7 protein-coding genes are annotated in these 15755 nt (G+C 57.3%); all 7 read left to right on the top strand.

Annotated features, from left to right (window positions below; genetic code table 11):
* Nucleotides 1-59: 59 nt before the first annotated feature.
* The 7 genes from ACFCXQ_RS01370 (at nucleotide 60) to mobF (ending at nucleotide 15659) form a co-directional block, all read left to right on the top strand.
* Entirely contained in the window at nucleotides 60-317 is a 258-nt protein-coding gene (locus tag ACFCXQ_RS01370; protein ID WP_379552346.1) for a helix-turn-helix transcriptional regulator, read from the top strand.
* Nucleotides 314-1585, top strand: coding sequence for a type II toxin-antitoxin system HipA family toxin (locus tag ACFCXQ_RS01365; RefSeq protein ID WP_379552344.1), 1272 nt, complete (start codon nucleotides 314-316; stop codon nucleotides 1583-1585). The genes ACFCXQ_RS01370 and ACFCXQ_RS01365 overlap by 4 nt, the downstream gene beginning before the upstream one ends.
* A gap of 139 nt (nucleotides 1586-1724) precedes the next feature.
* Nucleotides 1725-3572, top strand: coding sequence for a GmrSD restriction endonuclease domain-containing protein (locus tag ACFCXQ_RS01360; protein WP_379552342.1), 1848 nt, complete (start codon nucleotides 1725-1727; stop codon nucleotides 3570-3572).
* Nucleotides 3573-3581: 9 nt separating this feature from the next.
* Complete coding sequence (locus ACFCXQ_RS01355; RefSeq protein WP_379552340.1) at nucleotides 3582-6503, top strand: class I SAM-dependent DNA methyltransferase; 2922 nt, start codon at nucleotides 3582-3584, stop codon at nucleotides 6501-6503.
* Complete coding sequence (locus ACFCXQ_RS01350) at nucleotides 6503-12025, top strand: DUF3320 domain-containing protein (RefSeq protein WP_379552338.1); 5523 nt, start codon at nucleotides 6503-6505, stop codon at nucleotides 12023-12025. Before ACFCXQ_RS01355 ends, ACFCXQ_RS01350 begins: the two co-directional genes overlap by 1 nt.
* 385 nt (nucleotides 12026-12410) lie before the next feature.
* On the top strand, nucleotides 12411-12716 hold the full coding sequence (locus tag ACFCXQ_RS01345) for a hypothetical protein (RefSeq protein ID WP_379552336.1): 306 nt from the start codon (nucleotides 12411-12413) through the stop codon (nucleotides 12714-12716).
* 3 nt (nucleotides 12717-12719) lie between these two features.
* Nucleotides 12720-15659, top strand: coding sequence for a MobF family relaxase (mobF, locus tag ACFCXQ_RS01340; RefSeq protein WP_379552334.1), 2940 nt, complete (start codon nucleotides 12720-12722; stop codon nucleotides 15657-15659).
* The last annotated feature ends 96 nt before the right edge of the window (nucleotides 15660-15755 follow it).

Genomic DNA, 15755 nt, shown 5'->3' with positions numbered 1-15755 from the left:
ATTATCTTGAGATTGATACACTATTCGCTTAGATTTCCCGTTCGGGAAAGGTGATGCTCATGCTCAATGTTGCCGCTATTGGCCAAATCATTCGCGATGAACGCAAGGAGCTTGGTCTGCGACAGGACGAGCTGGCTGCTGCAAGCGGCGTCGGCTTGCGCTTTCTCGTTGAGCTGGAGCGGGGGAAACCAACTGTCCAGATGGGCAAGGTTTTAGATGTAATTTCGGCACTGGGATGTGAATTGCAGATCAAAAGGCCCGACGGGATGGTGATTGCGGGTCGAGCGGATTCGCCCAAGAAGGATGAGGCGGAGTGAAGCTGCCAATTCTGGATACGCTGGTCGTCTGGTGGGACGAGCGACTGGCAGGCGAACTCTCGATCGACAAGGGCGGCGCGATGCATTTCGTGTATGCGCCTGACTGGCTGGCTGATGAAACTGCCCCGGCGCTTTCCCATGCGATGCCTAAGCAGCAAGCGCCATATGAAGACCATGCGTGCAAGGCCGTCTTTGGCGGACTGCTTCCCGAAGAAAGCCAGCGCACCGCTATCGCTCGAGCACTTGGAGTTTCGCCCGACAATCCGTTTCGCCTGCTTGAGGCCTTGGGCGGAGATGTTGCCGGTGCTCTCGCATTCCTGCCCAAAGATGCAAAACCGGTCCAAGAACAATCCGAGACCGCTCCAGAACCACTGCAAGAGAACGAGCTGGCGGCACTGCTCGATCGGTTGCCTGCCGTACCCATGCTGGCAGGCGAGGGCGGCGCGAGGCTCAGCCTTGCAGGGGCACAGAGCAAACTGCCGGTGGTGCTCACTGCGGACTGTGGCATTGCGATCCCTCGTCCCGGCGAACCATCCACGCATCTGATCAAGCCTGAACCGGATCGCTTTGCTGGATTGGCTGCAAATGAGGCCTTTTGCCTCGCCTTGGCCCGCGCGGTGGGCATTGATGCTGCCTATGCAGAGTGGCGCGAGGTGGCCGGCAAGCCGTTGCTGCTGGTCGAACGCTATGACCGGATGATGCTCGACGGAAAGACGCACCGTCTGCATCAGGAGGACTTCGCTCAGGCACTTAGCGTCCCCTCGAACCGCAAATACGCGGCGGAGGGCGGGCCGACTTTCAGCGATAGCTTCGCACTGTTGCGCAGCGCTGCGACCCGACCCGCGCGCGAGGTGCTAAAGCTAGCTGACGCGGCGATCTTCAATCTCATCATCGGCAACGCCGATGCCCACGCGAAGAACTACAGTCTGCTGCGCCGGGAAAACGGCGAAGTAGCGCTTGCCCCGCTTTACGACCTTGTTGCCACGCATATGTGGAATGAGTTGTCGCCAAGGCTCGCAATGCGCTTTGGCCGCGCGGCGACCCTCGAAGAATTTGACAGTAAATGCGTGGCGAGGTTCGCGGACGAAGCAGGGCTGGGTGCTCCGTACATTCGCCGCAGGGTGAGTGACCTTGCTGACGTAGTGACGGAGGAAATTGAGAAGGGGGTTCAGGTGCCCGGCAATCCGCCTGAGAATGCTGTCGCGCCAATTGCCGAAGCATTATCGACCCGCACCAGCGCTGCTGCACTGAAGCTTTTGAAAGCGTGAGTGTGAGAATTGATGGAGCTAAACCAACCGTTGATTATCACAATTGGCAAGATAGAGGACAAATTGCGCCAATTACATTCTTGCTAAATACTTCTTTATCAAGTCAAACAACCGCTAATCAGATCGCAAGGGGGCAATCTTGACGACGTCATTTCAGACTAATCCTTACAAGCTCAGCGACCTGATGCGCGAGTGCCATGATGGAAAGCTTCAGCTGCCAGATTTCCAGAGGGGTTGGGTTTGGGATCAAGATCGCATCACCGATCTCTTGGCTTCAATTTCGGAGGGCTTCCCAGTCGGAGCGCTCATGACTTTGGATGCATCGGGCGAAGTATCGTTTGCGGTTCGCCCTGTTGAGGGCGCGCCCTCTCCCTCCAAGGATATTGAGGCTTACCTGCTCGATGGCCAGCAGCGCATGACCTCGCTCTACCAGTCGACCTACACAAGCGTTCCAGTCTCGACCCAGACTGTAAAGAAGCGACCGATCAAGCTGCATTTCTACTTCGACATTCGCGCAGCGCTCAATCCCGATGTCCCGCGCAGCGAAGCCATTGTGCCAGTCCCCGAAGACCGGATCATTCGCGAGAACTTTGGGCGGGACATCAAGCTCGATCTTTCAACCGAGGAGAACGAGTTCGAACACCTGCATTTCCCGATCGACCGAATGTTTGAGGCGCATATCTGGAATCAGGCTGCAACAGCCTGGATCTACAAGGATCTCGCTCAGCGCGCAGAGCATCTCAAACTGGTCAACGACTTCATGCAGGAGGTCGTCAACAATTTCACCCAGTATCAGGTGCCGGTTATCAAACTGGGCAAGGACACGAGCAGGGCAGCTGTCTGCCTCGTATTTGAGAAGGTGAATACCGGCGGGAAGCCGCTCGATGCATTCGAGCTTGTGACAGCCATGTATGCGGCAGAGGAATTCCATCTCCGCGACGACTGGAAAGAACGCCGCAAGCGATTGGTTTCGACCCAACCGGTGCTAGACAAGATTGAGCCCGTCGAGTTCCTCCAGGCAATCTCCTTGCTTCATACAAAGGAAGTGCGTGAGACAGCCATCGCAGCAGGCAAAGAGCCGCCTGCCATCAGCGCCACGCGCAATAGTCTGCTCCAAGTGCCACTTTCGGCTTATCAGAAGTTCGCGCCCAAGGTCGAAGCTGGCTACATCGCAGCTGCCAAGTTTCTGCATTCGCTCAAGATATTCAAGGCACGCGACCTGCCCTATCAGACCCAGTTAGTCCCACTTGCTGCGATCTTGGCGGAGCTTGGAAACACGTGGGAGAACGACGCGGTGCGTCAGAAGCTGGCGCAATGGTACTGGTGCGGCGTGTTGGGAGAGCTCTACGGCTCGGCAGTTGAGAGCCGCTTCGCGCTTGATATCCGAGACTTTAAGACATGGGTGACTGGGGGCGCTGAACCTCAGACGGTGCAGCGGGCCAGCTTTGAAGAGCGCCGATTGCGCACCCTTCGCTCGAGGCTTTCGGCAGCTTATAAGGGCGTCCATGCATTGCTGATGAAATGCGGGGCAGAGGACTTCAAGTCGGGCCAACCCTATGACCAAGCTGTGTTCTTTGACGAGAATGTCGACATCCATCACATATTCCCGCAGGCTTGGTGCAAGAGTGTCGAGATTGGGCCGGAGATCTACAACAGCATCGTCAACAAGACGCCGATTGCGTCAGGCACCAACCGAATGCTCGGCGGAGTTGCTCCCTCTTCCTATCTGGGCCGACTGACCAAGGGTAATGATAGCAATCCTGCCATTGCCCCTGATCGTTTAACAGCAATCCTAGAAAGCCACGAGATCGAGGAAAGCTACCTCCACGCAGACGACTTCGACGGCTTCATGGACGATCGAAGACGGCGCTTATTGGCCATCATCGAAAGCGCGATGGGCAAGGAGGCTTTGAGGGAGGCCCAGGTTCCGTCAGATCACGAGGAAGAGGATTACTACGCAGAAGAAGAGCGGGAGGCTGCGGAGTAACCGCCACTCATGACACCTGCTGAGTTTATCCAGAAATGGCGCGCTGCAGAGCTGAAAGAGCGCACTGCCTCCCAGTCGCACTTCAATGACATCTGCCGCCTGCTCGACATTGAAGATCCGATCAGCGCCGATCCCAAGGGAGAATGGTTCACCTTTGAGAAGGGTGCGTCAAAGACCGGTGGCGGTGAGGGCTGGGCCGACGTTTGGCGGAAAGAATGTTTCGCCTGGGAATACAAGGGCAAGAAGAAAGACCTGGATCGTGCCTTCGCCCAACTTCAGCAATATGCCGTCGCACTCGACAATCCCCCGCTGCTGATCGTCAGCGACATGGACCGGTTTCGCGTCCACACCAACTGGACCAATACGGTGCAGGAGGTGCACGAATTTGCGCTCGATGACCTGCTGGACGGCGCCACGCGTGATCTGCTGCGCAATTGCTTCCTCGATCCTGAGCGTTTGAAGCCCGCCAAGACGCGGCAAATGCTCACCGAAGAGGCGGCGGAGGAATTCTCTCAGCTGGCCCAGCGTTTGCGCGCGCGCGGGCATGAAGCGCACGCTGTCGCCCACTTCGTCAATCGCCTCGTCTTCTGCATGTTCGCCGAGGACGTAGGCCTGCTGCCTGATCACATGTTCACCGCCATGCTCAAGGCGAGCGCGCCCAAGCCTGACACCTTTGCCACGAACGCAGCGATCCTGTTCGGGGCGATGAAATCGGGGGGGCTAGTCGGCTTCACAAAGGTCGAGTGGTTTAACGGCGGGTTGTTCGACGATGATAGCACTTTGCCCCTCGAACGCGCGGATATCGATAACCTGATTGCTGCCGCCGCTTTGGACTGGTCGGAGATCGATCCTTCCATCCTCGGCACGCTCTTTGAGCGTGGGCTCGACCCTGACAAGCGCAGCCAGCTTGGCGCGCATTACACCGACCGCGAAAAGATCATGCAGATTGTCGAACCGGTCATCATCCGCCCGTTGATGTCCGAATGGGAAGCGGTTCGGGGAAAGATCGTGGAGGCGATTTCCAAGGCTGAAAAGGCGACAGGCGGGGCAAAGACGCGGGCCGAGACTGAAGCCAAGCGTTTGCAAGCCGAATGGCACGAGCGGCTGCGCAATTTTCGCGTGCTCGACCCCGCCTGCGGATCGGGTAATTTTCTCTATCTGTCGCTGCTGGCGCTCAAGGATATCGAGCATCGCACGAACCTTGAGGCCGAGGCGCTGTCACCGGCCCTTGCCGCGCGCTTCCCGTCGAGCGGACCCGAAAACGTCATGGGGATTGAGCTCAATCCCTACGCCGCGGAACTGGCGCGTGTGTCGGTGTGGATCGGCGAAATCCAGTGGATGCGCCGGAATGGCTTTGAGGCAGCGAAGAACCCGATCCTGAAGCCACTCGCCAATATTGAGAACCGCGACGCTGTGCTGGTGACGGACGCGCACGGCAATCCGGTGCTGGACGATAGGGGCAAGCCCCAGCGGGCAGAATGGCCAGAAGCGAATGTGGTGGTCGGCAATCCGCCATTCCTTGGCAACAAGAAGATGATTGCGGAACTGGGCGAGGACTACACTGTCGCCCTGCGCAAGGCTTGGCCGCGGGTTCCTGGAGGGGCGGACCTGGTCTGCTACTGGTTTGCCGGGGCGTGGGACCAGACGGTGGCGGGGAAGCTGGAAAGAGCAGGGCTGGTTTCGACCAATTCCATTCGCGGCGGGCAGAACCGCGAGGTGTTAAAGCCTATCGTCGAGCATGGCCGGATTTTCGAGGCGTGGTCGGACCAGCCATGGTTCGATGAAAAGGGCGCGGCGGTGCGTGTCTCAATGATTGGGTTTGATCTTCACGATGGATTGGCGAAACTGGATGGAACCAGCGTCATCAAGATCCATGCGGATTTGAAATCAGGGGATGCAAATCTCTCTATTCTGAAAGCGCTTCCAGAGAATAAGAGTTGCAGCTTTGTCGGGGTTATCCTGAACGGGGAAGGATTCGAACTGACCGGAGAGCAAGCGCGTGAACTATTACTTGCCACTGGGAACCCACACGGTCAGCCAAACTCACAAACCCTTCGCCCCACGTTGAACGGCGATGATTTTAACGGTTCACGACCGGACAAGTGGGTTATCGATTTTGGAACTTCGCGGACTGAAAGCGACGCAGCACTTTTTGAACGGCCCTTTGAGCACATTCTTAAAACTGTGAAGCCCTATAGACAACGAAGGGACGACAACGGGGACTTTGAGGTTCGGGCAAAAAACGAGCGCGAGAAGTGGTGGCTCCATGCCCGCGCCCGACCAGCGATGCGCAAAGCGATGGCCAACATGGAGCGATATTTGGCTACCCCGATGGTTACAAGCTATCGCAATTTCGGGTTGCTGCCTGCTTCAATACTTCCTGATCAGAAACTGGTCGTCTTCTCACGCGATGATTTCACGTTTTTTGGGGTTCTGGAATCTAAATTCCACTACGTTTGGACTCTCGCCACTTGCTCATGGATTGGCTCCGGCAATGACGTAACTTATGCCAAACTTGCGGTTTTCGAAACCTTCCCCTTCCCCGAAGGCCTGACGCCTGACATTCCCGCCGCCGCCTGCGCCCACCACCCTCGCGCGCAGGCGATTGCGGCAGCGGCGGTGCGGCTCAACGAATTGCGCGAGAACTGGCTCAATCCGCCCGACCTGGTCGAGCGCGTGCCCGAAGTGGTCGAAGGCTATCCCGACCGTATCCTGCCAAAGGACGAAGCCGCCGCGAAGGAGCTGAAAAAGCGCACCCTCACCAATCTCTACAACGCCCACCCCGCCTGGCTCGACCACGCGCACCTCGCGCTCGATGAAGCAGTCGCCGAAGCCTACGGCTGGGGCGACGATTTCCGCGCCGGATTGCTGGCAGATGATGAGATTCTGGCGCGCCTGTTCCGGCTCAATCAGGAAAGGGCGAACGGCTGATGCACGCTCCGGCCGCACCTGAAATCAATCGCCTGATCGACCTGATCGACTACGTCGAAGCCACCGAGCGTGATAAGCTCAAGACGGTTCTGGACTATCAGGACCACAAGGCCTTCCGCAAAACCGGGACCGAACTTCAAGGATTGCCCGGTGTCGCGCTGGATGTCGGGCGCGATGACGATCCGATATGGCTCCGTGTCGACCGGTTGCCGAAGAAGGCACCGCCAGCACCGGAAGATGCCGAACTGTCGGTCTGGCTGACCTATCGCGACGATCCCAAAAGCGAGCCGAGACTGAAGAGCGAGGTCGCAGGGGCTGTTCTTGTCGAGGCAGGATTGATTCCCGCTGAAGATGCTCCCGAGCATGTTTCGTTCGAGCATTTCGCCGAGCGCGAGGAGATTGAACTCCTTTTCGAGTATTGGCTGAAGAACGCCTGGGCGAGCTGGGTAGAGACCGAGACGCCACGCCGCGAGACTATCGCGCTCTACAATGCGCTGTTCATGCTGCGCCAACAGCTCGAAGGCGTCAGTGATATCCCGCTTGAGCTTACGTGCGGCATCGGTTTTGCTACTTTGTTTCGAGACGGCAAGCGGTTGCGGTACCCCTTGCTGACTGTAGCGCAGGAAATCAGCCTGAACGAGTTGACCCATGCGATCGAGGTGAGGCCTCGCATGGAAGCTGACCCGGGTCTTGAGCTGGATGCGTTGGACAAGATGGGGCTGGGTGCGCTCGATCAATGGCGCTCCGCAACCGAGAAATTTCTTGGCGAACTGGAGGAAGAGAGCCTGTCTCCATTTGCGCCGGAGACGTTTGGGCCACCGCTCCGCCAAGCCGCTGCCTTGCTCGATCCGGATGCTGTGTACTTACCCGATCAAGATCCAACGCAACCCGGGATCATCCCTTCGATTGAAACGCAGTTGAGGATCGGCGATGCGTTTGCATTCTTTCAGCGAGAGCGTCGTGCCACGCAATTGATGGAAGATTTGCGTCAGTTCCGCGCGCTTCTCGAAGATGGAGAAGGGACAACGGAATTGCCGAAGGCAGTGGCCTCCTTGCTTGTTGAGCCTGCTGATGCGGTGAGCGAAGAAGAATATCCCGAGTTTCGCGGCATCTCCAGCATTCCTGGCGTCACCACTTCTAACGGGGAGGGGAAGGATATGTTCTTTCCATTGCCGTTCAACCGTGAGCAGGTCGAAGTGGTGCAGCGACTGGAAGTGCGCCCGGGCGTAGTTGTTCAGGGGCCGCCGGGCACGGGCAAAACGCACACCATCGCAAATATAATCAGCCACTATCTCGCCCTTGGCAAGCGGGTGCTCGTGACATCTCAGAAAGCGCCCGCACTAAAGGTTCTTCGCGACAAGCTACCAGAAGCGGTGCGTCCTCTTGCAGTGAGCCTCCTTGAAAGCGATCGCGACGGCCTTAAGCAGTTTCAGGAATCCGTCGATATCATCGGCGAAAAACTGCAACGGCTGCGGCGGCATGAGTTGCAGGACGAGATTGATGATCTGGACGAGCAGATTGACAGGCTGCACCGGCAATTGGCGCTAATCGATACAGAAGTCGACAAGATCGGACGCGCGTCAATTTCGCCAATCACGCTGGATGGCGACACTTACGAACCAATTCGCGCCGCTAGAATGGTCGCAGCCTCGCCGGAACTAACAGCTTGGATGCCTGATGATTTGGATGTTTCATCAACCTGCGATCCAGCATTTGCCGATGCCGACATTGCCGAACTCAGGACGGCTCGGAAGGCAGTTGGTGACGACCTCCTTTATCTGAATGCGCGCCTTCCGGACCTTGAGCGCCTTCCCACAGTCGAAACGCTCCTCAATGCGCACAAGGATCTGTCTAAAGCCGAGCAGATAAGGGAGAGGATAAGCAAGGGCGAACTTCCGGCTTTGCGAGAGGACCGGGATGATACTGTTTCGCGCCTGCGGGACCTGACGGCAAAACTGAAGTCACTATCTGCAGAGGAGCAACGGGCATCAGGGGCACCCTTTGCATGGACTGACGAGCTGCTTCTTTGTCTTGGGCAAACCGAACCGGACGACCGTCTAACCGCGTTGGAGAGCTTGCGCGAAGAGGCTTTAAGGCTTGGAGCCGAGTATCAATACTTCCTGACCAGACCGGTTTCCGTGCCTGAAGAAGCGCTTAGCGATCCGAAGTTTCTTGTTGCGATTGAGAAAGAGGCCGAAGGTAAACCGGCAGTCGGGCTCGTTGGCGGGTTATTCGCTTCCAAACTCAAGGCTCAGCTGGGTGAGGTCACTGTTTTGGGCGAACCAGCTTCAACTGCCGACGAATGGAGCGACGTTCAACGATTTATCACAGCACGGGCTTCAATTCGGCGATTTCAGACAGCGTGGAACAACGTGGCGGCTGGCGGGATCGGTGATCGTCTGGAGGGGCAAGAGTTGGGCGTGGCGCAACTCGCAAAACGCCAGTTCGACCATATCGACGCTGCCAATGCATTGATAGCCAGTCGCCGAGAGATCCGGGCAGTAGTCGATGCGACATTTGTTTCGTTCCCTGCTCTGCGGGATGGTGATCAGCAGGCAATTCACAGCCTACTTGAAGCCGTCGATGCTCATCTTCTGCGATATCGATTGGCTGATGCAGAAGGTTTGCGCACCACTCTCCTCTCCGAGCTTGAGCCTTGCGAATACGAAATCAGCACGGAGCTTCGTGCCTTGGCAGCTACGCGTTTGGGCAGCCCGGAAATCTCAATCGATGCACTGGCAGAAGGGTGGAATTCGCTCATTACGCGCCTGAGAGAAATAAAAGGGAAGCACGAAGCTTTCGCGAAGGTTTCGAAGGCAACAGACCTCATTGAAAAATCAGGTGCACCAAAATGGGCTCGGCGCTTGAGGTCCAATCCGGTCAATGGCGTTGAGGACGAACTTCTACCCGGTGATTGGGAAAACCGGTGGCGTCTTCGCCGCCTAGAGGGGTGGCTGGATACGAACGACAAGCATCACCGACTCAGGGAACTCGGCACTGATCGCAGCGAGAAGGAGGTTCTCCTCAAACGAGCATACGAACGCTCGATTGAACTGCGAACCTGGTTGGAGCTCAGCAAGAAGGCTAGTGATGGGGTCAAGGCGGCACTTGCCGCCTATGCAGATGCGGTTCGTAGAATTGGACGAGGTACTGGGAAACGTGCTGGCCGATACAGGCGCCAAGCTCGTGAGGCATCCGATCGCGCCAAGGGCGCTTTGCCTTGCTGGATTATGCCGCATTACCGGGTTTCAGAGTCCCTTCCAGCAGATTTGGGACTCTTCGATCTCGTGATCGTTGACGAAGCGTCGCAATCGACGGTAGCGGCATTACCCGCCCTACTACGGGCCAAGACAATCCTAATCGTTGGCGATGATAAGCAGGTCAGTCCGGACCTTGTCGGACGCGACCAGACGCGTGCAGATGAACTCGCGGCACGACACCTTTCTGGGCAAGTCCCCGATTATCGGGCTTCGCTACGCGAGGAACAATCGCTGTACGATCTTGGCAAAGTGGTCTTCGCCGGTGGGGCGATCATGCTTACCGAACATTTCCGTTGTGTCGCGCCCATCATCGAATTTTCCAAGGCGCAGTTCTACAATCACAGGCTGAATCCTCTGCGGCTTCCGACTGCTTCAGAACGGCTTGATCCTCCCTTGATCGACGTTCGAATTGAAGACGGATATCGACAGGGAGACATAAATCCTCCTGAAGCGGCATACATCGTCGAAGAGATTGAGAGAATCGCATCCGACCCAAAGATGGCAAAGCGGACAATCGGCGTAACAACCCTATTGGGTCAAAAGCAGGCAGCTCACATTTATGGCCTGATCGAGCAAAAACTCGGACCAGAGGTGATCGAGCAGCACCACTTGCGCGTTGGCGATCCCACAGCCTTTCAGGGTGATGAACGAGACATCATGTTCATATCCTTGGTTGCTCAAGCGGGTGGCAGCGCTCTGTCAGGAGTCCGATTTGAGCAACGCTTCAACGTTGCCCTTTCGCGAGCATGTGATCGAACGTATCTGGTCCGCTCAGTAGACGTTGAAGCCCTTGGACATGCTGATCAGCTGCGCCGCGCGCTGCTGGACCATTTCCGGATGCCGTTCCCGTCTGATGGTCAAGAGGCCAAGGATCGGCGGGAAAAGTGCGAGTCCGATTTCGAGCGCGAGATGTACGACCTGCTGGTTGAGCGAGGCTATAGGGTCGATACCCAAGTCAAGGTAGGCGATTTTAGAATCGACCTCGTGGTTGAGGGTGAGAATGACCGCCGCGTCGCAATCGAATGCGATGGCGACCGATATCACGGGCCTGATCGTTGGGCCTCCGACATGAACCGGCAGCGCATCTTGGAAAGGGCCGGTTGGACAGTCTGGAGATGCTTCGCATCACGATTCGTCAGGGATCAAAGACAGGTGATGGAGGAACTGGTCGGGTTCCTATCCGAGCGTGGTATCCAGCCAGTTGGCGGTTCAGATGAGTGGACCAGTCGACATGTAGAACTAAGAGCTTGGCGTTCCTCCGAATCGGCTGAGGATGACGCGCAAGACGAAGTCGATCTTCCTACTGAACCCGCTGAGAATTGTGAGGGCCAAGCAGACCATTCGAGCGATGAACTTGCTACCGTTGTGCCTTCTGACGATGAGGAGAATGACTCCGCTCGGGTTACTGAAGCTCAGGTTCAAGAGCAGATCTTGCAGTTGATGTCAGATGGACAAGTCTGGAGTAATTCCCAGTTGAAGGAAGCGTTGCCTGACCACCTTCCGCTGTCGTCAGCAGACCGCGCACCTGCGGCTTTCAGGCCGCATGAGGAGAAATGGGAGGAGCTTGTAAACAACGCGCTCTCTCCATCCCGGAGCAACTCTTTGCATTCGTGCGGTTTGGTCGAAAGTCGAGGCAGGGGGTTGCACCAGCTTACTTCCTCATCCGGTAAAGATGAGACGCACATTTCGAGTGACCAGTCACGGCAACCGCACGAAACGGTTTATCGTTTGCCTCCTCACGAGGTGGGTCAAGAGTACCAATTTTCCGAACTTTCAGTGCCTGAAGGTGATGGCGATCTGCTTTATGAAGATGCATATCAGCAACGTCTCGAAACAATCGTCGAGGAGGTCATCGAGCGTGAAGGGCCCGTTTATCTCGACCTTGTCGTCGAGCGGGTCGCCCGTGCGCACGGGAAGCAGAAGGCGGGACGGATAATCCAGGAGAGAGTTGTTTCGGCGATCTCAACCGAATTAAGTCGGTCGCATGACGGAGATCGCCTTGTCCTTTTCCCCAAGCATTCGATCCCTGAGATGATCGTACCCTTGCGGCCCTCACGATCCGACTGGAGATCGCATCGGGACATCCCGTTGATCGAGTTAGCGAGCTTAGCGCTGCCCGGAATCCGATCGAAGAAGCCAGTCGAAGACGTACTCGCGCGTTACTCCAAAGCTTTCAAACTGGCGCGGCTCCGCCAGCCGACAAGAGTTAGATTCGAAGAGGCCATTGCGATTGCACGATCGGCAGTCGAGGCCGAGGATTAGTGCTACCCAGATTGTAGGAATCCTTCGCCGCGTGAGCGCGGGGGTTCTTTTGGAAGTGGCTGGAAAACCCTGTCAGAACGAACCGGTGAAATGACTGGTTACGTGGCGGAATATGGGAAATTGGAGGGCACACCGTACCCGGAGATCCGGTGTTTGGGATGCGAGGATTTCTGCGCGTTTCGCAGCCATTTGACCATCTGTCGCCAAGTAATGTCATCTGATGTCACTTCTCGATCCGCAACTCACATGTGAGTTGTTCAGCTCTAAGCTATTAATTTGAAATCGAAAATTAGCGTTTTCCTACAGGGTGGTCGCTGCCGTAGACTGATGTCAGTCGAGAGGGGTCATTGGGCCAAGGAGGGGCGGCCAAACGTCAGGTGACGCCGTGCGATTTGCCCTTCAATGCTATGTCGACGAAGACCTTCATGCGCTTGTTAAAGCCGCTGCTGATGCAGCGCATATGAGCGTCAGCCAATGGCTGAAACTCACCGTCATCGAGGCTCTTGAGCAGCCTCAGGACGATGCGTTCCGAGATCAGGTTCTGGCCGATCTGCTCTTCACCAAGATCGCCCTCGATGGCTGGCTCCGAACCCACAAGGATAGGGAGCTGCGGGACCGGGTTGTGGTCGCTTACCAACGACGCATTCGCGAATATCGCGAGCGCAAAGCCGCGAAGCGCGAGGGGCGCTGAGCGATGCTTTCGGTTGCCAATGTGCGCTCGGCTGGCGGTGCGGCCAACTACTTCGCCAACGACAATTATTACACCAAGGCGGACGCTGATCGGTCCGGCATCTGGGTCGGCAAAGGTGTCGAGCGGCTGGGTCTTTCGGGCACGGTCGAGGCTAAGGCATTTGAGGCAATCCTGAGCGGAGAATTGCCCACTGGCGAACGTATCGGGCACCAGGGCCAGTATCACCGTGCCGGGACAGACCTGACCTTTTCGTTGCCAAAGAGCTGGTCGCTTCTTGCGCTCGTCGGCAAGGATCAGCGGATCATTGACGCGTACCGTTCGGCGGTCGTCGAAACACTCCACTGGGCGGAGGAGAATGCCGCCCAATATCGCACCGAGAAGGGTGGCAAAGAACGGCTGCATGCGAGCGACAACCTGACCGTCGCCCTGTTCCAGCACGACACCAATCGCAATCAGGAACCGAACCTGCACTTCCACGCGGTCGTCGCCAACATGACGCAGGAAAAGGACGGTAAGTGGAGAGCGCTGCGCAACGACAAGCTGTGGCAGCACAATACCCTGCTAAATGCCATGACAATGGCGCGCTTTCGGATCGAGGTCGAGAAGCTTGGCTACCGCATTGGTGAATTCGGGAAGCATGGCAATTTCGAGGCCAAGGGCATCGACCGAGATGCGGTGATGGCCTTTTCTACGCGGCGGCAGGAGGTGCTCGAAGCGCGGCGTGGCGGCGGACTCGAGGCTGGTCTAGTGGCGACGCTGGCGACCCGGCAGGCCAAGCAAAGCGATGTTGATCGCGGTGCTCTGATGGCCCAATGGGAAGGACAGGCTTGGGAGCAGGGGCTCGACCTTGAAAGCATGGTGCGCGACGCGAAGCTGCGTTCGCATGAGTTAACTGTAGCGGCTGCAAAGCGAGCGAACGATCGCCCCTCACTGCTCGAACGGGGCAAGGCGATGATCGCCAGCCTCGCCGAAAGAATGGGCATCAAGGAGGGCGATCCGCTCATCCCCAGGCGGCTTCATATGAAAGGCCGGGAAGAGATTGCAACAGCCCATGCGGTTGCATCGGCGGTGCGGCATCTATCCGAGCGAGAGGCGGCGTTTACCGCCACCGATCTCGCCAAAGCGTCGCTTGATTTCGGTCTGCCAACGACGATGAAGTCGGTCGAAAAACGTATTGGGCAACTTGCCCAGCAGGGCGCGCTATTGCGCGGGCGAGGCGCGCAGAAAGGGTGGCTGACCACATCCAATGCATTGGCGCTGGAGACACGTATGTTGGCCGAGATCGACAAGGGGAACGGCGCAGTTCGTCCGATCCTAGATTTCGAGACCGCCGGGCCGTACTTGCAGGCGTCGACAGCGATCAACTACGGCATGAAATTGAATACCGGTCAGGAAGCAGCAGGCCGGTTGATCCTGTCTTCGACCAATCGTGTCGTAGCCGTCCAGGGTGTGGCAGGAGCAGGTAAATCAAGCGTGCTGCAGCCACTCAATCAGCTGCTGGAAGAGCATGGGAAGATAGTCATCGGCTTGGGTGTTCAGAACACGCTGGTGCGCATGCTGGAGAAGGATACCGGCATTCCGTCGATGACCCTGCATCGCTTTCTCGGGCAGAATCGCAAGTTGCTTGATGGCTCGGTTGGGAAAGCTGAGATAGCCGCTGCGCGCGAAGACTATCGCGACACTGTCCTGGTTCTCGATGAAGCCTCAATGGTTTCTACCCGCGACCAGGACCGGCTGATCCGGCTTGCCAATCTGCTCAAGGTGGATCGCCTCGTCCTTATGGGCGACGAAAAGCAGTTGGGGGCTGTCGAAGCGGGCAAGCCTTTTGCTCTGGCGCAGCGCGCAGGGACCGAAACGGCGCGCATGGACCACAATCTTCGCGCCCGCTCCGATACCCTGAAGAGGGCGCAGCAGGCGGCCCAGTCGGGAAAGACCAATAATGCGCTCGAACATCTCAAGGATCACATCGTCGAGGTCCAAGAGAACAGCGCAATTGTTGCGGCGGAACGCTGGCTGTCTCTTCCGCCTGCCGAGCGCGAACGCACATCGATCTTTGCGGCTGGCCGTCGCTTGCGCTCTGAGATCAATACCGCGATCCAGACCGGCCTCGCCGCCAATGGCGGAATCGGACCAGCGAGCGAAAGGCTTACGGTTCTATCCCGTGTAAACGCGACACGCGAGGAATTGCGCTACGCGCGCAATTACGCGCCGGGCATGGTGCTCGAAGTGGCAAGCCGTCAATCGCGCCATAGGCTTGGGCGCGGAAGCCATAAGATCGCCGCCGTCGATACCGAGAAGGGTGTTGTTACGCTTCGCGATGAACGAGGGTACTTGCGCCGCTTCGTGCCAGCGAGGTTATCGGCGAAGGGCAGCGACCAAACATTGCAGCTGTTCGAGAAGAAGGATCTCGATCTCTATACCGGGGACGCCATCCGTTGGACGGCCAGCGACCACAAGCGCGGAATGATAAATGCAGACCGCGCAACCGTGACCGCGATCGATCAGGACGGGGTGACGGTCACGAGCTCCAGCGGCATGGACCACAAACTGAAGCCGAACGACCCGATGTTGAAGCGGGTCGACCTCGCCTACGCGCTCAACGCCCATATGGCGCAGGGCCTCACAGCAGATAAGGGCATTGCCGTGCTCGACAGTCGCGAGCGGCGACTGCTCTCGCAGCGCAACTTCCTTGTCACGATCACACGTCTGCGAGACGAGCTTACGCTGATCGTCGACAGCCGCGACATGATCGGCCGAGGCATTGCTAGCAATCTGGGCGAGAAGACATCAGCCGCTGAAATCACCAATAGACTTGGCCTTGCGGCAGCCAAGGGTCGGCGCGCGAGTATAATCCAAACGATGAACCAAGCACTGCGGGTTGAACGAGACAATACGCCTGAGCTGACTAAGGAGCGGATCAAGCCGTTCGAAATTGGTTTGTAGCGAAATGGAATGAAGTGGGCCGAATGCGACCTTTCTGCTCTCAAGGGGATTACAGAAGATTCAGGACAATAGACCTGTCATTGTTTGCCTAGCGGC

Origin of the sequence: Qipengyuania rhodophyticola (assembly GCF_042493225.1) — a bacterium.
Classification (GTDB): domain Bacteria; phylum Pseudomonadota; class Alphaproteobacteria; order Sphingomonadales; family Sphingomonadaceae; genus Erythrobacter.
Note: the sequence above shows the minus strand (reverse complement) of the source record. Positions and strands in the feature narration are given on the sequence as shown.